16 protein-coding genes are annotated in these 16,262 nt (G+C 56.9%); 5 read left to right on the top strand and 11 right to left on the bottom strand.

From position 1 onward, the window contains the following. Positions 1-28: 28 nt before the first annotated feature. Entirely contained in the window at positions 29-1,354 is a 1,326-nt protein-coding gene (gene rimO, locus RHN82_RS02590; protein ID WP_022647549.1) for a 30S ribosomal protein S12 methylthiotransferase RimO, read from the bottom strand. A 217-nt stretch (positions 1,355-1,571) separates the two neighbouring features. Between rimO and bssR the strand changes: the two genes are divergently transcribed. After that, positions 1,572-1,955 carry a biofilm formation regulator BssR gene (gene bssR, locus RHN82_RS02585; RefSeq protein WP_032620009.1) on the top strand — a complete coding sequence of 128 codons (384 nt, stop codon included), beginning with the start codon at positions 1,572-1,574 and terminating at the stop codon, positions 1,953-1,955. Between the two features lie 106 nt (positions 1,956-2,061). Further along, positions 2,062-3,180 (top strand): PQQ-dependent sugar dehydrogenase, encoded by a 1,119-nt coding sequence (locus RHN82_RS02580; protein WP_047053149.1) that lies wholly within the window; start codon positions 2,062-2,064, stop codon positions 3,178-3,180. On the opposite strand, the gene RHN82_RS02575 is transcribed toward RHN82_RS02580, so the two are convergent. After that, positions 3,181-3,807, bottom strand: a complete 627-nt coding sequence (locus RHN82_RS02575) for a glutathione S-transferase family protein (protein WP_040117423.1) — start codon at positions 3,805-3,807, stop codon at positions 3,181-3,183. A gap of 243 nt (positions 3,808-4,050) precedes the next feature. Between RHN82_RS02575 and dacC the strand changes: the two genes are divergently transcribed. Then, positions 4,051-5,256, top strand: a complete 1,206-nt coding sequence (dacC, locus tag RHN82_RS02570) for a serine-type D-Ala-D-Ala carboxypeptidase (protein ID WP_022650677.1) — start codon at positions 4,051-4,053, stop codon at positions 5,254-5,256. Positions 5,257-5,342: 86 nt separating this feature from the next. On the opposite strand, the gene deoR is transcribed toward dacC, so the two are convergent. The 3 genes from deoR to RHN82_RS02555 all read right to left on the bottom strand — a co-directional run bounded on the left by deoR (position 5,343) and on the right by RHN82_RS02555 (position 7,513). Continuing rightward, the gene (gene deoR / locus RHN82_RS02565) at positions 5,343-6,101 is read right to left on the bottom strand and encodes a DNA-binding transcriptional repressor DeoR (RefSeq protein WP_017384886.1); all 759 of its coding nucleotides are present in this window, start codon (positions 6,099-6,101) and stop codon (positions 5,343-5,345) included. 67 nt (positions 6,102-6,168) lie between these two features. After that, complete coding sequence (gene ybjG / locus RHN82_RS02560; protein WP_047051769.1) at positions 6,169-6,777, bottom strand: undecaprenyl-diphosphate phosphatase; 609 nt, start codon at positions 6,775-6,777, stop codon at positions 6,169-6,171. 7 nt (positions 6,778-6,784) lie between these two features. Continuing rightward, positions 6,785-7,513 carry a phosphatase PAP2 family protein gene (locus RHN82_RS02555; protein WP_047051770.1) on the bottom strand — a complete coding sequence of 243 codons (729 nt, stop codon included), beginning with the start codon at positions 7,511-7,513 and terminating at the stop codon, positions 6,785-6,787. Positions 7,514-7,680: 167 nt separating this feature from the next. On the opposite strand from RHN82_RS02555, the gene RHN82_RS02550 reads away from it, so the two are divergent. Then, positions 7,681-8,913 carry an MFS transporter gene (locus tag RHN82_RS02550; RefSeq protein WP_047051771.1) on the top strand — a complete coding sequence of 411 codons (1,233 nt, stop codon included), beginning with the start codon at positions 7,681-7,683 and terminating at the stop codon, positions 8,911-8,913. Between the two features lie 480 nt (positions 8,914-9,393). On the opposite strand, the gene RHN82_RS02545 is transcribed toward RHN82_RS02550, so the two are convergent. After that, positions 9,394-10,206, bottom strand: a complete 813-nt coding sequence (locus tag RHN82_RS02545; protein WP_047051772.1) for a Cof-type HAD-IIB family hydrolase — start codon at positions 10,204-10,206, stop codon at positions 9,394-9,396. Further along, positions 10,196-11,410 (bottom strand): MFS transporter, encoded by a 1,215-nt coding sequence (locus tag RHN82_RS02540; RefSeq protein ID WP_047051773.1) that lies wholly within the window; start codon positions 11,408-11,410, stop codon positions 10,196-10,198. Before RHN82_RS02540 ends, RHN82_RS02545 begins: the two co-directional genes overlap by 11 nt. A gap of 82 nt (positions 11,411-11,492) precedes the next feature. Here RHN82_RS02540 and RHN82_RS02535 point away from each other — a divergent pair, with 82 nt between their 5' ends. Beyond that, positions 11,493-12,044, top strand: a complete 552-nt coding sequence (locus tag RHN82_RS02535) for a TetR/AcrR family transcriptional regulator (protein WP_022650683.1) — start codon at positions 11,493-11,495, stop codon at positions 12,042-12,044. Between the two features lie 21 nt (positions 12,045-12,065). Here RHN82_RS02535 and arsC read toward each other — a convergent pair whose 3' ends face one another. The 4 genes from arsC to RHN82_RS02515 all read right to left on the bottom strand — a co-directional run bounded on the left by arsC (position 12,066) and on the right by RHN82_RS02515 (position 16,100). Further along, positions 12,066-12,497 (bottom strand): glutaredoxin-dependent arsenate reductase, encoded by a 432-nt coding sequence (arsC, locus tag RHN82_RS02530; protein WP_047051774.1) that lies wholly within the window; start codon positions 12,495-12,497, stop codon positions 12,066-12,068. 12 nt (positions 12,498-12,509) lie between these two features. Beyond that, positions 12,510-13,799 (bottom strand): arsenic transporter, encoded by a 1,290-nt coding sequence (locus tag RHN82_RS02525; RefSeq protein WP_047051775.1) that lies wholly within the window; start codon positions 13,797-13,799, stop codon positions 12,510-12,512. A gap of 40 nt (positions 13,800-13,839) precedes the next feature. Further along, a complete protein-coding gene (locus RHN82_RS02520; protein ID WP_047051776.1) occupies positions 13,840-14,160 on the bottom strand; it encodes a metalloregulator ArsR/SmtB family transcription factor in 321 nt (106 codons plus the stop codon). 254 nt (positions 14,161-14,414) lie between these two features. Further along, entirely contained in the window at positions 14,415-16,100 is a 1,686-nt protein-coding gene (locus RHN82_RS02515; RefSeq protein WP_032610193.1) for an aspartate:alanine antiporter, read from the bottom strand. Positions 16,101-16,262: the final 162 nt, after the last annotated feature.

The following is a 16,262-nucleotide window of genomic DNA, read 5'->3' as shown; positions in this document are numbered from 1 at the left end:
ACCCGGCCTGGAACAGAGGCGTGGGTGATTAAACCCGGCTACCCCACAAATCATACTCGTCGGCGTTTTCGACCTTCACGCGAATAATATCGCCCGGCTTGACGTTGGTTTCCCCGTTCAGGTACACCGCGCCGTCGATTTCAGGCGCATCCGCCATGCTGCGGCCAATCGCGCCTTCTTCGTCCACTTCGTCGATAATCACCAGAATTTCGCGGCCCACTTTCTCCTGCAAGCGTTCAGCCGAGATCTGCTGTTGCAGCTGCATAAAGCGGTTCCAGCGCTCCTCTTTTACCTCTTCCGGCACCTGGTCCGCCAGCTCGTTGGCCGTTGCGCCTTCAACCGGGCTGTACTTGAAGCAGCCGACGCGATCCAGACGCGCCTCTTTCAGGAAGTCGAGCAGCATCTGGAAATCTTCTTCGGTTTCACCCGGGAAGCCGACAATAAAGGTGGAGCGCAGGGTCAGATCCGGGCAGATCTCACGCCACTGCTTGATGCGCGCCAGCTGGCGATCCACGGAGCCAGGACGTTTCATCAGCTTCAGAATGCGCGGGCTGGCGTGCTGTAGCGGGATATCCAGATACGGCAGGATTTTGCCTTCCGCCATCAGCGGGATCACATCGTCAACGTGCGGGTAAGGGTAGACGTAGTGCAGGCGCGTCCAGATCCCGAGCTTAGCCAACTGCTCGCACAGGCCGACCATGCTGGTTTTCACCGGCTCGCCGTTGTGGAAACCGGAACGGTGTTTGACGTCCACGCCGTAGGCGGAGGTGTCCTGGGAGATAACCAGCAGCTCCTTCACGCCCGCGTCGGCCAGGCGTTTGGCTTCTGCCAGCACCTCGCCAATCGGACGGCTCACCAGATCGCCACGCATCGACGGGATGATGCAGAAGGTACAGCGATGGTTGCAGCCTTCGGAAATTTTCAGATACGCGTAGTGGCGCGGCGTCAGCTTCACGCCCTGTTCCGGCACCAGGCTCAGGAACGGGTTGTGCTTTGGTTTGGGGACGTAGTGATGAACATGTTCCAGCACCTGCTCGTAGCTGTGCGGGCCGGTGATCTCCAGCACTTTCGGGTGCACTTCGCGGATCTGATCCACCTTCGCGCCCAGGCAGCCGGTGACAATCACTTTGCCGTTTTCCGTCAGGGCTTCACCAATGGCTTCCAGAGACTCCTGGACCGCGCTGTCGATGAACCCGCAGGTGTTGACGATCACCATGTCGGCGTTGTCGTAGCTTGGCACCACGTCATAGCCTTCAGTGCGAAGTTCAGTCAGGATGCGTTCGGAGTCCACCAGGTTCTTCGGGCAGCCCAGGGAGACAAAGCCGATTTTCGGCGGGTGCGTAACATTGCTCATAGGTTAAAAATTCATCAATTATGGAGTTATCAGGGCGGGATTTTACAGCGTATCGCGGGGGATTTATACACTCTTGATGGCGCAGTTGAGGCGGGCAATCGTTGTAACATTGTAAAGAATGTTAATCAGTTATCGTTTATTGATCTCAGGCATTACATTGTACAAAAAATGACCTTATGCTTAATAAGGTAACATGGCTGACAGGGGAGGAAATAGCATGTCCGTTGACAGACTGAAACGCGATCTGCTTAACAAGCTGATCAACGCCCGAATCGACCTGGCCGCATATCTGCAACTCCGCAAGGCGAAAGGGTATATGTCAGTCAGCGAAAGCGAAAATCTGCGTGATAACTTCTTTGAACTTTGCAATTTCATGCGTGAAAAAGCACCCATCCTGAAAGCGCACTGCGCTGAAAGCGAATTAGTGGCGCTGCGCCGCGCCGCCGAGGTGCTCTCCATCGCCGGGGTCTGTTTGATGAACGGACGTCACGACTGCCCGAATTTTATTGCCGTTAACGCGGAGAAGCTTGAAAACTGCCTGACCACGCTCGCGCTTTGCATCATGTGTCTGAACAAGCCGGAAACGCTTGCCCGGCACTGAACCCGGGGGAGGCAACTCCCCCTTCTGATTAAGCTTTTGTAAAAGTGGTAACGCACCCGGGAACAGTGGCTAATCTTTAAGCCATATGTCGATAAAGGAGTGCGTTATGCCTCGATCCTCGCTGATTTTCCTTCCAGTCTTGTTATTCCCGCTTTCACTGCTTGCAGCGCCTGAGACGGTTAAGGTTGACGTGCTCCAGACAAAACTGGATCACCCCTGGTCGCTGGCGTTTCTGCCAGATAACAAGGGGCTGCTGATCACGCTCAAAGACGGGCAGCTTAAGCACTGGCAGGCAGGGAAAGGGCTCTCCGATCCGATTGTCGGCGTGCCGAAAGTGTGGGCGAGCGGCCAGGGCGGACTGCTGGACGTCGCGCTGGCCCCGGATTTTGCACAGTCACGGCGGGTCTGGCTCAGCTTTGCCGAGGCAGGTCATGATGGTAAAGCGGGCACCGCGGTGGGCTACGGGCGGTTGAGCGATGACCTGTCGCGCATTGAGGGCTTCCAGGTGGTGTTCCGACAAATGCCGAAGCTCTCTACCGGCAACCACTTTGGCGGACGGCTGGTGTTCGACGGCAAAGGCCATCTCTTTATTGGCCTGGGTGAAAACAACCAGCGCCCGACGGCGCAGGATCTGGACAAGCTTCAGGGCAAGGTGGTGCGCCTGACGGAGGACGGAAAAGTGCCGCCGGATAATCCGTTTGTGAACACCGCCGGTGCGCGCCCTGAAATCTGGTCCTATGGTATTCGCAACCCGCAGGGGATGGCGATGAATCCGTGGAGTGACACGCTGTGGCTCAACGAACATGGACCACGCGGGGGGGATGAGATTAACATTCCTGAGAAGGGCAAAAACTACGGCTGGCCCCTGGCGACGCACGGGATCAATTACAGCGGCCTGAAAATCCCGGAAGCAAAAGGCGAGCACGTTGAGGGCACCGAAAAACCGCTGTTTGTCTGGAAAGTGTCGCCCGCCGTTAGCGGCATGGCGTTCTACAACAGCGACGTCTTCCCGCAGTGGAAAAACAAGCTGTTTATCGGCGCGCTGAAGGAGAAAGACGTCATCGTGCTGAGCGTGAAGGGCAATAGCGTGACGGAGGACGGACGCATTCTGGGCGATAAAGATCAGCGTATTCGCGATGTGCGCGTCGGGCCGGATGGCTATCTGTACGTGCTGACTGACGAGACGGACGGGCAGCTGCTGAAAGTCAGCCCGTCCGGGTCGTAATCAGGTCACCGGGATCATCACCACATTGCGATACGCCGGGCGCTCGCTAAGCTGCTGGATCCAGCGCTCCAGGTGAGGACGTGGGGTCCAGCTGAGACCCATGTTAGTGAGGTTCCAGACGAAGGGGGCGACGGCGATATCGCCCACGCCGAAGGTGTCGCCGGAGAACCAGGCGTGCTTCGCCAGTTCGTCGTCCATCATCGCGAACAGGGATTCGCAGGCGTCCTGGGCGGCATGAATGGCGGGATAATCACGTTCGGCTTCCGGCGTGCGGATCAGCCCCATCAGGATCACCCGGTGCGTGGGGGAAAGCGTCTGGTTTGCCCAGTCCATCCATTTTTCGCCCTGCGCGCGGCGGGCTGGATTTTCAACCCACAGCCGACCCTGGCCGTACTGCGCGGCGAGATAACGCACGATGGTGTTGGACTCCCACAGCGTGGCGTCTGTCTCGTCATCGCGCAGCAACGGCACCAGTCCGTTTGGGTTCATCGCCAGATAGTCGGCGTCTTTATTCACCCCGAACGCCATGCCAGCCATGATTTGGTTGAACGGTAAATCCAGCTCCTCCAGCGTCCAGAGCACTTTCTTCACGTTGGTCGAATTGTTCCTGCCCCACAGCGTAATCATATTTACTCCCGATGAGATGTGAATCCGAGTCAGCTTTTCGCCATGGTGAGATAAACCTAACAATTACGCAACAGATGCTAAAAAAAACGCCGCAATCAAAGCGTATCTGAATGTTATTGCATAAACTTTAAAAACTTTACCTGGAACAGGTTTCTTTGAACGCTGTAGTGCGCTATTACTCATCGCTTCTTGCGACACGGTGATTGTGACGTGATTTTTAGAATGGACACTCGGGTGGCATTTATGACGCAAAAAACTTCTTCTCTGCGCAGCCTGGCGGCAGGCTCGGCGCTGCTTTTCCTTTTTGCCCCAACGCTGCATGCGGCGGAACAGACGGCGCCCGAAGCGCCGCCTGTCGATGCGCGCGCCTGGATCCTGATGGATTACGCCAGCGGGAAAGTGCTGGCGGAAGGTAACGCCGACGAAAAACTCGACCCGGCGAGCCTGACGAAAATTATGACCAGCTATGTGGTCGGTCAGGCGTTGAAAGCGGGCAAAATCAAGCTGAATGACATGGTCACCGTCGGGAAAGATGCCTGGGCGACCGGTAACCCGGCGCTGCGCGGCTCGTCCGTTATGTTCCTGAAGCCCGGCGATCAGGTCTCCGTTTCCGATCTGAATAAAGGGGTCATTATTCAGTCGGGAAATGATGCCTGTATTGCGCTGGCCGATTACGTCGCAGGCAGTCAGGACTCATTTATTGGGCTGATGAATGGCTACGCGAAAAAACTGGGCCTGACCAATACCACCTTTAAAACCGTTCACGGCCTGGATGCGCCCGGTCAGTTCAGTACCGCGCGCGATATGGCGCTGCTGGGCAAAGCGTTGATCCATGACGTGCCGGATGAGTACGCCATCCATAAAGAGAAAGAGTTCACCTTCAACAATATTCGCCAGCCTAACCGTAACCGTCTGCTCTGGAGCAGTAACGTTAACGTGGACGGCATGAAAACGGGGACGACCGCCGGGGCAGGATATAACCTGGTGGCTTCTGCGACGCAGGGCGACATGCGCCTGATTTCGGTGGTATTGGGGACGAAAACCGACCGCATTCGTTTTAACGAATCCGAAAAACTGCTGACCTGGGGTTTCCGCTTCTTTGAAACCGTCACGCCGATTAAGCCGGACGCCACCTTCGTGAGCCAGCGCGTCTGGTTTGGGGATAAAAGTGAAGTGAACCTGGGGGCAGGTGAAGCGGGTTCTGTCACCATTCCACGCGGTCAGTTGAAAAACCTGAAAGCCAGCTATACCCTGACCGAGCCACAGCTGACCGCGCCGTTGAAAAAAGGCCAGGTGGTCGGGACGATAGATTTCCAGCTTAACGGCAAATCCATTGAGCAGCGTCCGCTGGTGGTAATGGAAGCGGTGGAAGAGGGCGGCTTCTTCAGCCGGATATGGGACTTTGTGTTAATGAAATTCCACGGCTGGTTTGGCAGCTGGTTTAGCTAGGTTTTTGCCGGGTGGCGCTTCGCTTACCCGGCCTTCGTTCGAGCCGTTGTAGGCCGGGTAAGGCGAAGCCGCCACCCGGCACAACCTCAATACATTAACTTCACCTGCTGCGCCTTTGCATACGACACCAGCTCGTCATCCGGGCGGCAATCACTGACGATGGCGTCAAAGCGCGACAGTTCACCCATCCTTGCCGGACGGACCTTGCCAAATTTACTGTGATCAACCACCAGCACATGCTGCTGTGCGGCGTTGAGCGCCCACTGTTTCACCGGTAACTCTTCAAGATTAAAACAGGTTGCCCCCTGTTTCACATTCACGCCCGCCGCAGAGTAAAAGGCGATATCCGGGCATACATTGCTCAGCGTGTCCTGAATATTCAGCGGTTTGAAGATGGCGTTGCTGGCATGAAACTCGCCGCCACACAAAATCACCCGGCACGCCGGTTTCTCCTGCAAGGCCAGGAAGGTGTTTAGCGAATAACAGACGGCGGTAAAGGGAACGGTGCTGTCGATGGCCTCGATGATCCACGGGGTTGTCGTACCGCAGTCAAAAAACAGCGTTTGATGGGGCTGGACCAGCGAGGCGGCGAGCCGCGCGGCTTTGCGCTTCTCTTCCACCAGGCGTGTTTTTTGATCGCTTAACAGATAATGGCTGGCGCTACGCGGCTCCAGAACAATATACCCGCCAAGCAGCACAACGGGGGCGCTGTCGCTGTTCAGATCGCGACGAATGGTCATTTCAGACACGCCAAGCAGGGTAGCGGCTTCCTTAAGATGCAGCTTATCGCTGCGCTTCAGCGCCTGAAGCAGCTGAGCAATGCGGTCATCGCGACGTGTTTCCATAGATCCTCGGGCTAAAAAAGTGAGCCCCCGCAGGGCGGAGGCTCAAGTGTAACCTGACGGACCGGGGTTAGTCACGTATCCAGCCCTTGCGGATCGGAAGGGCAAACAGAACGCGATAGGCCTGTGATAATCCACGATAAAGCGCCGGACCAAAGAGGCTCCACAGGATGGCTGCGCTGACGCAGCCCATCAGTCCCACCAGGAAACCGCCGACCATATCCAGCGGCCAGTGCACGCCCAGGTAGACGCGGGACCAGGCGATGGCGACCGCCACGCCCATCAGCACCATGCCGGACCACAGGCGATGCCAGAACAGGAAGGCCAGCGCAAAGGTGAAGATCACCGTGCCGTGATCGCTCGGGAACGAGTCATCCGGCGCATGGTGCAGGAAGTTATAGCCGACGTGGTCCACAAACGGCCGATCGTGCGGGAAGGCGTGGCCCAGCACGTAGCTTGCCAGCACGCTCACGCCGATCGCCATCGCCATTTTGATCACCAGATGGCGCTGGGCGGTGACCTGTGTACGAGGTCCCCATAACCAGAGGATCACCGCCAGCGCCGGTACAATGCTGATCACATCTTTCGCAATAAAGGTGGCGAGATCGATCATCCATTCCGGTGACGCTGGCGTGGCGTTGAGCAGGTAAAACAGTTCGAAGTTCAGATTTTCTAACATAATCTCGTTACTCTTTAGCAAACCAGGCGGAAACCAGCCCGTAAACCAGCACCTGGGAAAACCAGACCCACCACCCGGCCCACAGGTTGTGAGAGAAAAAATGCGCGCCGCGCATGACCTGCCCGAATCCCATCAGCAGCCCCATAACAACGCCTAACGCGACACAGGTCCAGGCCAGGCGTGGACGTTCACGCCAGAAGGCAAAAAACAACCCCATCACCATAAACCCGCTTGAGGCGTGGCCGCCGGGAAAGCAGCGTCCCGGTCCGCTGTCTGCCGGAACGGCGCTGAACAGGGGATACGAGACGGCTTTGCCGCCATACTCCACCAGATCCCACGGACAGCTGTGGTGGCTTATGCTTTTCAGCACCCCAACTACCAATGCACCCAGCCCCATCAGAAGCGCGGCCGTCACCAGCCGGGCATTGCGTTTGTAAGCGCCGTAAATCAGCGATGCGGCAGCCAGCGCAATGGCCACATATTTCGCCAGTCGATGGTTGAGCAGATCCAGCAGCGGATTTTGCTGTAGCGGGAAATGATGCGTCGCCGCGTCATACCAGAAGCCGGTGATCCATCGGTCAAGCGATTCATCGCGCGAAAGCCAGGTAAAAAGCAGCGCAAGGACGATCAGCACGAAAAGCTGATAACCATAAAAGCGGGCAGGCAAACGGTAAAGGCGTTTTGTCTTATTTGTCGGTAACTTAGATAATTCTGAAGGGCTGACGGCGTGTGTCATAGTTTCGGTCAATAACGTGAAATAGCACTATCATAGGGAGGGCAACTTAAGGAAACCTTAAACGACAACGATAAGTGCCTTATTTCTGAGTTTTCACGTGATTGTGCTATCTCAGACAGCGGCAATTCATTACACTCATCGCGATTTTTTCATACTAAAGAGATTGCATGATAAACCGTTCTTCTTCCGGTAATCGTCTGGGTCGTCAGGCGTTACTTTTTCCTCTGTGTCTGGTGCTTTACGAATTCTCTACCTACATCGGCAACGACATGATCCAGCCAGGCATGCTGGCTGTGGTTGAGCAGTACAACGCAGGTATTGAGTGGGTACCTACATCCATGACCGCCTATCTCGCGGGCGGCATGTTTTTACAGTGGCTTTTAGGGCCGCTGTCGGATCGTATTGGCCGCCGTCCGGTGATGCTGACGGGCGTGGTGTGGTTTATCGTCACCTGTCTCGCCACGCTGCTGGCGCAGAACATTGAGCAATTCACGCTGCTGCGTTTCCTTCAGGGCGTGAGCCTGTGCTTTATTGGCGCCGTGGGCTACGCCGCTATTCAGGAGTCGTTTGAGGAGGCGGTATGTATCAAAATAACCGCGCTGATGGCGAACGTGGCGCTGATTGCGCCGCTTCTGGGGCCGCTGGTGGGAGCCGCATGGGTCCACGTCGCGCCGTGGGAAGGGATGTTCGTCCTCTTTGCCGCGCTTGCGGCCATCTCTTTCTTTGGCCTGCACCGTGCGATGCCGGAGACCGCCACCCGCCTGGGCGAAAAGCTCTCGCTTAAGGAGCTGGGGCGTGATTATAAGGCGGTGCTGAAAAACGGCCGTTTTGTCGCGGGCGCGCTGGCGACGGGCTTTGTCAGCCTGCCGCTGCTGGCGTGGATTGCCCAGTCGCCGGTTATTATCATCAGCGGCGAACAGCTTAGCAGCTATGAGTATGGCCTGTTACAGGTGCCGATTTTTGGCGCGCTGATTATCGGTAACCTGGTGCTGGCACGTCTGACGTCGCGCCGTACCGTGCGTTCGCTGATTATTATGGGCGGCTGGCCCATAGCGGCAGGGCTGATTGTCGCGGCGGTGGCGACCGTAGCCTCGTCTCATGCGTACCTGTGGATGACGGCGGGGCTGAGCGTTTACGCGTTTGGTATCGGCGTGGCGAATGCCGGTCTGGTGCGCCTGACGCTGTTCGCCAGTGAAATGAGTAAAGGCACGGTGTCTGCCGCGATGGGGATGCTGCAAATGCTGATTTTTACCGTCGGTATTGAGGTGAGCAAGCATGCTTACGCGTTTGGCGGCAACGGGCTGTTCAGCCTGTTTAACCTCGCCAACGGCGTGCTGTGGATTGCCCTGATGGTGGTATTCCTGAAAGACAAACGCGTCGGAAACGCCCTGCAACCGTAATCCTTATTCCCTCTCCCTATGGGCTGAGAGATCCCCAGTAATTTGAAAGCAAAAGCTATAACGTTGCCTCAGAATAACTGAGAGCTTTCAGCGATGCCCTGGTCCGGCTGTAAATCGCTGAGGCGTTTCCTGTAGGCCGGGGCGAGGCGCAGGGATGCGCCGAGAGGGCGGGCTTTACAGGGATGTTACCTCCGCCCGTCCCCGATAAGCCGGAGGGAATAAGCTGAAGGCACCGCGAAGCGGCGATTTTCCGCCGGAAGCCCGGGTCGCCAGGGTGGTGGCGACTGAGCCACCCTGGCACGTTCACCGGTCATGTCGTGACAGAGTAGCAAGGAACATAAAGTGAACGGAATGACCACCAGAGCCGTATGTTCCCCCTCACCCCAGCCCTCTCCCTCAAGGGAGAGGGGGCCGTCTGTGCAGGCATTATTTTGTGGGGAACCCCCAGCCCTGTGGGTGAGGGCACCAGAGCGCACGGAATCAATTAAACGGCGCCTCCCCGTCCAGCACCTTATCAATCACGTCCAGCACCCCTTCGTCATTATTGTTCGGCGCTTCATAGCGGGCCACCGCTTTAATATGCGGTCTGGCATTGGCCATCGCGAAGCCAAACCCAGCCTGTCGCAGCATCTCCACGTCGTTACCGCTGTCGCCAAAGGCCACCACTTCACTGTCCTCTATGCCCCAGCGCGCTTGCAGGATCCGCAGGCCGTTAGCTTTGTGCACGCCGGGGATAATCAGGTCGATACTGCCGTGCCCAGTGGTCACCGGCACCATGATGTCGCCAAGCTTCTCATGCAGCAGCGCCTGAATGCGCGGAATTTCGTCGTCAGAGACGTTAAGCCCGAATTTGAAGAAAATATCGTTGAGGTTGTCAAAGCTACTGACGCTTTCAAGGCGGTGATAGTATTTCGCAGCAATCTCTTTGAAGAGGTCGTTATACGTTTTCAGCGTGTAGGCGCTGTTTTTTCCGCAGGCAATTATCTCAATGCCGGGCACATCGTTTAACAGGGTGGCGACGGTCAGGAAGTGCTCTTTCGACAGTTCGCCGTTAAACACATCTTCGCCCGCATCCACCACCCAGCCGCCGTTTTCGGCGACGAAGGCGATTTCATGGGCGATCTCCGGGAAAAATGAGATCAGCTGATAGTACTGGTTTCCGCTGGCGACCACAAAACGGATGCCTTGCGCTTTCATGCGCGCGTACTGCGCCAGAAAACGCGCGCGGTTATAGGTTTTCGCATCGCTCAGGAAGGAGCCATCCATGTCGACTGCAATCAGTTTAACGCTCATATCCCTTCTCCATTGTCGTTGGTTCTGCTTCCGGTTTTGCCACCGCTCGCGCCACCAGGGCGGCAATGATGACTAACCCTAATACCACCAGCATCGCGCTGCGTAACCCGTAGTGCTCACCGAGGAATCCAAGCAGCGGCGGCCCCACCAGGAAAGCGAGGTATCCCGTGGTCGCTACGACGCTCACGCGCGTCGGCGCGTCGGGGCCGGTATCGCTGGCAGCGGAAATGGTCAGCGGGAAGCCAAGGGAGGCGCCCAGTCCCCACAGGATCACCGACACGCCGGCAATCCAGTCCACATCCACAAAGATAATCATCGCGATGCCCAGCCCACCCAGCAGGGCGCTGGCACGGACGACAGCCACGCGGCTGTAACGGTCGATAAACCAGCCCCCGGTAAAGCGTCCGACGGTCATGCCGAGCGTAAACCCGGCGTAAATCAGCGAGCCGGAGGTGGGGCTAAATCCGTGCCCGTCCACCATCAGCAACGGTAGCCAGTCGTTGGCGGAGCCTTCAGCAAACGCCATCGCCAGCACCACCACGCCAATCAGCATCAGCTGGAAATCGCGATAGAAGGGCAACCCTTTTGCCACAGACTTCTGTTCGTCCGAGGCATTTTGTCCTGTGCCTGCGGGAATAGCCCTGATGCCGGTGAGGATCGGGATAATACAGACCAGCGCCGCGAGTAAAATGTGCACATTGGCCGCAATGCCCAGCGCCGTCAGCGCCATCCCCACGCCCGCGCCTGCCAGCGTGCCGAGGCTGTAAAAGCCATGCATCATCGGCAGCACCGTTTTGTTCATCGCCTGTTCAACGGCGGCCCCCTCGACGTTAATGGCCACTTCCGCCGCACCAAAGCTGCCGCCAAATACCATGAGCCCAAGGGCAAACATCAGCGGCGAGGCGAACCACAGCGCCACGCTCAGACCGAGCATACCTACCACGGCGCAGCACATGGTGGTGCGGATCACCGCCCGCGTGCCAAAGCGCTTCACCAGCCAGGCCGAGCAGAGGATGCCGCTCATCGAGCCAATCGACAGGCCAAACAGCACGATCCCCATCTCCGCCGTCGAAACGGATAGCGTATCGCGGATTGCCGGGGTGCGCGTTGCCCAGGAAGCCATCAGCAGCCCGGGGATGAAGAAGAACATAAACAGCGCCCACATGCGCAGATGCAGGGCTTTGCGAGGAGAAGTTAGCGTCATTGGGATCAGCACCAGAAGTACAACAATAGCGACAACACTAGCAACTTTGTGTACATTTGTACACAAACCGGATGAGGATTTTATGAGCAGACCACCGAACGACCCTAACCGCCGCGAGAAGATACTCCAGGCGACGCTGGACACCATTGCTGAGCACGGTATTCATGCCGTCACGCACCGCAAAATTGCCACCTGCGCAGGCGTGCCGCTGGGGTCGATGACCTACTATTTCGACGGGATGGAGTCGCTTCTGGAGGAGGCATTCACGTGGTTTACGCAGCAGATGTCTCAGCAGTACCGGGATTTCTTCGCGGGGGTTACCGGGCGGGAGAGGGCGTGCGAGGCCATTACCACGCTGATCCACAGTTCAGCCGTGACCACGCCACACAATATGGCGCTGATGTATCAGTTATACGCGTTTATGCACCGCAGCGCCGCGCTGAAAACGGTGATGCAGGACTGGATGAAGATGAGCCAGACTACGCTGGAGCAGTGGTTTGATCCGGCCACCGCCCGCGCGCTGGATGCGTTTATCGAGGGGATGACGCTGCATTTTGTGACCGATCGGTCGCCGTTAACCCGGGAGGAGATCCGGGTGATGGTGGGGCGGATTGCAGGCGAGGATACCGTCTGATAGCACTCGCCCCGGCTACGCCTACTGTCGGGAGATTTTTTTCCCGCTGGCGTCAACGACGACTTCGCCATCTTCCTTCGTAAATGCCCCTTTTTGCGCGTCCGGAAGGATGTCGAGAACGACTTCAGAAGGGCGGCACAGTCGGGTGCCCAGCGGCGTCACTACAATCGGACGGTTAATCAGGATGGGGTATTGCAGCATGAAATCGATAAGCTGGTCATCGGTGAAATCTCCCCCGGCAAGGCCCAGTTGCTCATAAGGCTCGACGTTTTTGCGCAGCAGATCGCACACGGAAATCCCCATGTCTGCAATCAGCCTGGTCAGTTCATCACGCGACGGTGGGTTCTCAAGATAGAGAATAATTTCGGGTTCCGTACCGCTGTTGCGGATCATCTCCAGCGTATTGCGCGACGTGCCGCAGGCCGGATTGTGGTAGAGGGTGATATGGCTCATATCCGTTACTCATTACAGTGTGAAGGAGAGACGTAGCGCCAGCGCGGCGAGCGTCACAAAGAGAACCGGCAGCGTCATTATGATGCCCGTCCTGAAATAGTAGCCCCAGGTAATAGTCATGTTTTTCTGTGCCAGCACATGAAGCCAGAGCAGGGTAGCCAGGCTCCCGATGGGGGTAATTTTCGGCCCCAAATCGCAGCCAATCACGTTAGCGTAAATCATCGCCTCTTTGATTAACCCTGTTGCAGCACTACCCTCAATGGAGAGCGCGCCAATCAGCACCGTTGGCATATTGTTCATTATGGATGACAGGAAGGCGGTGATAAATCCGGTTCCCAGCGTGGTAACCCAGAGTCCGTATCCGGCTAAGTGATCAAGAACGCCTGAAAGAGACTCCGTCAGCCCGGCGTTGCGCAGGCCATACACCACCAGATACATCCCCAGCGAGAAGATAACAATTTTCCACGGCGCGCCGCGCAGCACTTTCCCGGTGTTAATGGCGTGCCCGCGTTTAGCAACGGCAAACAAAATCAGCGCGCCCACACTCGCGATGGCACTGACGGGAATGCCGAGAGGTTCAAGCACAAAGAAACCGACGAGCAGTAGCAGCAGCACGATCCAGCCCGTTCTGAACGTCGGCAGGTCGTGAATGGCCCGTGCGGGCTCGCGGAGTTTTGCCTGGTCATATTCGGGGGGGATTTCTTTTCGGAAGAACAGATGCAGCATTACCAGCGTTGCGGCAATCGCAGCGATATCGACCGGGATCATCACCGAGGCGTATTCGCTGAAGCCCAGCTTAAAGAAGTCCGCCGACACAATGTTGACCAGGTTGGAGACAATCAGCGGCAGGCTGGCGGTATCGGCGATAAATCCCGCCGCCATCACGAACGCCAGCGTAGCCTGCTTGCTGAACCCCAGCGCCAGCAGCATAGCGATAACGATAGGGGTGAGGATCAGCGCCGCGCCGTCATTGGCAAACAGCGCCGCCACGGCTGCGCCCAGCAGCACGATCCAGGTAAACAGCAATCGCCCGCGACCGTTTCCCCAGCGGGCAACGTGCAGCGCGGCCCACTCGAAAAAGCCGGACTCATCCAGCAGCAGGCTGATAATGATGACGGCGATGAACGTTGCCGTCGCATTCCAGACGATATTCCACACCACAGGGATATCGTTAATGTGGATAACGCCACTCATCAGCGCCAGCGCGGCGCCAATGGTCGCGCTCCAGCCAATGCTGAGCCCTCTGGGTTGCCAGATGACCAGCACCAGTGTGAATAAAAAAATCGCTCCTGCCAGAAACATCCTTTACTCCATTATATCTGTTATTGTGAATATGTTTTGGTCAGCACGAGCCTGGAAGTCGGTTTTTCAGCTTCATACGCGTCTCTTCCCGCAGGCAGTTCCAGCTGGTGTCGATAACGGTTGCCGCCCATGCAGGCATGTTGGGAGAGAGACGGTAGTAGATCCACTTACCCTCGCGACGGTCGATGACCAGCCCGGCCTCGCGCAGCAAGGCCATGTGGCGTGAGACTTTCGGCTGCGGCTCGTTGGTAGCGGAGCAGAGATCGCAGACGCACAGCTCGCCCGCTTCACGCAGAAGCATGACGATGGAGAGGCGCGTTTCGTCGGAAAGGGTTTTGAAGAGCTGGATGGGGTGGAGCATCGGGTGATCCTGCGTGCATTCATTCATATGTGATTAATCATATATGTTTGCAGAGGGAGGGGGAAGCGAAAATGGCAAAATGAGGAAGTTTCAGGCAACAAAAAACCCATCAACCTTGAACCAAAACGGCGGGGTTGATGGGCTCCACAAATTGGGGACATCAAAGAAAAGCAGTGGCACTAGTTATGACTGCACCCTGCGTAAAAAGTTCTGCGCGTAACGAAAATTTTTTGCGCCACACGCAAACTTGAGATTTATCCGAGTCCTGGCCAGATGATGATGATCAGCGTACCTGCCAGCGTCAGCAGCACGTTGGCGATCGCGTACGTACCTGCATAGCCCAGCGCCGGGATATTGCTGCGCGCGGTGTCGCTGATGATCTCCATCGCAGGTGCGCAGGTGCGCGCGCCCATCATCGCGCCGAAGAGCAGGGCGCGGTTCATGCGCAGCACGTAGGCGCCGAACAGGAAGCAGATCACTACCGGTACCAGGCTGACGATAAGTCCGGAAACCAACATTTGCCAGCCGACCGCGCCCAGGCCGTTGCCAATGCCGCTCCCGGCGCTTAAGCCGACACCCGCCATAAAGACCATCAGACCGAACTCTTTCACCATGTTCAGCGCCCCCTGAGGGATATAGCCGAAGGTGGGATGGTTCGCTCGCAGGAAGCCCAGCATGATCCCGGCGAACAGCAGACCGGCAGCGTTACCGATGCCGAAGCTAAAGTTGCTGAACTGGAAGGTGATCATCCCGATCATCAGGCCGACAATGAAGAAGGCGCAGAAGGCTAACAGGTCCGTCACCTGGCTGTGGATCGAGATAAAGCCGATACGGTCGGCAACGGTTTTAACCCGTCGGGCATCGCCGCTGACCTGCAACACATCGCCTTTATTGAGCACCACGTTATCGTCGATAGGCATTTCTATCTGGCTGCGGATCACGCGGTTGAGGAAACAGCCGTGGTCGGTCAGCTTCAACTGTGCCAGACGGCGGCCCACGGCGTTGTGGTTTTTCACCACAATCTCTTCGGTGACGATACGCATGTCCAGCAGGTCGCGGTCAAACACCTCTTTCCCGTTGCGGAAGCTCGGATCGAGACGCGCGTGGGCGTCCGGGTAGCCAACAAGGGCGATGTCATCGCCCATCTGGAGCACCGCGTCACCGTCCGGGTTTGCCAGAATGCCGTTACGACGAATACGTTCGATGTAGCAGCCGGTCTGACGGTAGATCCCCAGCTCGCGCAGGTTTTTCCCGTCGGTCCAGGCAACCAGCTCCGGCCCGACGCGATAGGCGCGGATCACCGGCAGGTAAACTTTACGTTTGGAGTCCGTGTCCAGGCCGCGCTCGCGGGCGATGGTCTGGGCGCTGGTCTGGAGATCCTGATGCTGAAGCTTTGGCAGATAGCGCGCGCCCACAATCAGGCTCACCAGACCAATCAGATAGGTCAGGGCATAGCCCAGGCTCAGGTTGTCCAGCGCGGAGGAAAGCGGCGTGCCTGCCATGCCAGAATGACGAAGCGTATCCCCCGCGCCAACAAGCACCGGCGTGGAGGTCATCGAGCCTGCCAGCATACCGGCCGTTAAGCCGATGTCCCAGCCAAACAGTTTGCCCAACCCTAACGCAATCAGCAGGGCGCTGCCGACCATCACCAGCGCCAGCATCAGGTAATTTTTGCCGTCTCGGAAGAAAATGGAAAAAAAGTTCGGACCGGCTTCCACGCCTACGCAAAAAATAAACAGCATGAAACCTAAGTTAAGCGCGTCCGTGTTAATACTGAAATGTTGTTGACCTAATAACAGGGAGACGACTAAAACGCCAATGGAATTACCAAGTTGAACTGAACCCAGGCGTAATTTACCCAGACAAAGGCCCAGCGCCAGTACCACAAATAATAACAGGATGTAATTCCCATTTAACAAGTCTGCGACGTTTATATTCACGGAGGCTAACTTCTTGTTTACCAGTAAGTTGTTGAATGAAAGGACTATTTGGGCTACTGTTTTCAGAGTCAGGGAATCACTTTGCACCTCCCTGCTTCCTGATAAATACCCTAAACACTAGCAGGCGGTTAGTTTAATCGTAATAGCTACCGACAGCCACTT

Source organism: Enterobacter cloacae complex sp. EB5, from assembly GCF_031432835.1.
GTDB lineage: Bacteria > Pseudomonadota > Gammaproteobacteria > Enterobacterales > Enterobacteriaceae > Enterobacter > Enterobacter hormaechei_C.
This window is presented reverse-complemented; position numbering and strand designations above follow the sequence as displayed.

What these genes read in the sequence shown, in the direction of transcription:
- rimO (WP_022647549.1), bottom strand. Translation starts at nt 1,354, where the DNA reads ATGAGCAATGTTACGCACCCGCCGAAAATCGGCTTTGTCTCCCTGGGC.
- bssR (WP_032620009.1), top strand. Translation starts at nt 1,572, where the DNA reads ATGTCCGTTGACAGACTGAAACGCGATCTGCTTAACAAGCTGATCAAC.
- RHN82_RS02580 (WP_047053149.1), top strand. Translation starts at nt 2,062, where the DNA reads ATGCCTCGATCCTCGCTGATTTTCCTTCCAGTCTTGTTATTCCCGCTT.
- RHN82_RS02575 (WP_040117423.1), bottom strand. Translation starts at nt 3,807, where the DNA reads ATGATTACGCTGTGGGGCAGGAACAATTCGACCAACGTGAAGAAAGTG.
- dacC (WP_022650677.1), top strand. Translation starts at nt 4,051, where the DNA reads ATGACGCAAAAAACTTCTTCTCTGCGCAGCCTGGCGGCAGGCTCGGCG.
- deoR (WP_017384886.1), bottom strand. Translation starts at nt 6,101, where the DNA reads ATGGAAACACGTCGCGATGACCGCATTGCTCAGCTGCTTCAGGCGCTG.
- ybjG (WP_047051769.1), bottom strand. Translation starts at nt 6,777, where the DNA reads ATGTTAGAAAATCTGAACTTCGAACTGTTTTACCTGCTCAACGCCACG.
- RHN82_RS02555 (WP_047051770.1), bottom strand. Translation starts at nt 7,513, where the DNA reads ATGACACACGCCGTCAGCCCTTCAGAATTATCTAAGTTACCGACAAAT.
- RHN82_RS02550 (WP_047051771.1), top strand. Translation starts at nt 7,681, where the DNA reads ATGATAAACCGTTCTTCTTCCGGTAATCGTCTGGGTCGTCAGGCGTTA.
- RHN82_RS02545 (WP_047051772.1), bottom strand. Translation starts at nt 10,206, where the DNA reads ATGAGCGTTAAACTGATTGCAGTCGACATGGATGGCTCCTTCCTGAGC.
- RHN82_RS02540 (WP_047051773.1), bottom strand. Translation starts at nt 11,410, where the DNA reads ATGACGCTAACTTCTCCTCGCAAAGCCCTGCATCTGCGCATGTGGGCG.
- RHN82_RS02535 (WP_022650683.1), top strand. Translation starts at nt 11,493, where the DNA reads ATGAGCAGACCACCGAACGACCCTAACCGCCGCGAGAAGATACTCCAG.
- arsC (WP_047051774.1), bottom strand. Translation starts at nt 12,497, where the DNA reads ATGAGCCATATCACCCTCTACCACAATCCGGCCTGCGGCACGTCGCGC.
- RHN82_RS02525 (WP_047051775.1), bottom strand. Translation starts at nt 13,799, where the DNA reads ATGTTTCTGGCAGGAGCGATTTTTTTATTCACACTGGTGCTGGTCATC.
- RHN82_RS02520 (WP_047051776.1), bottom strand. Translation starts at nt 14,160, where the DNA reads ATGCTCCACCCCATCCAGCTCTTCAAAACCCTTTCCGACGAAACGCGC.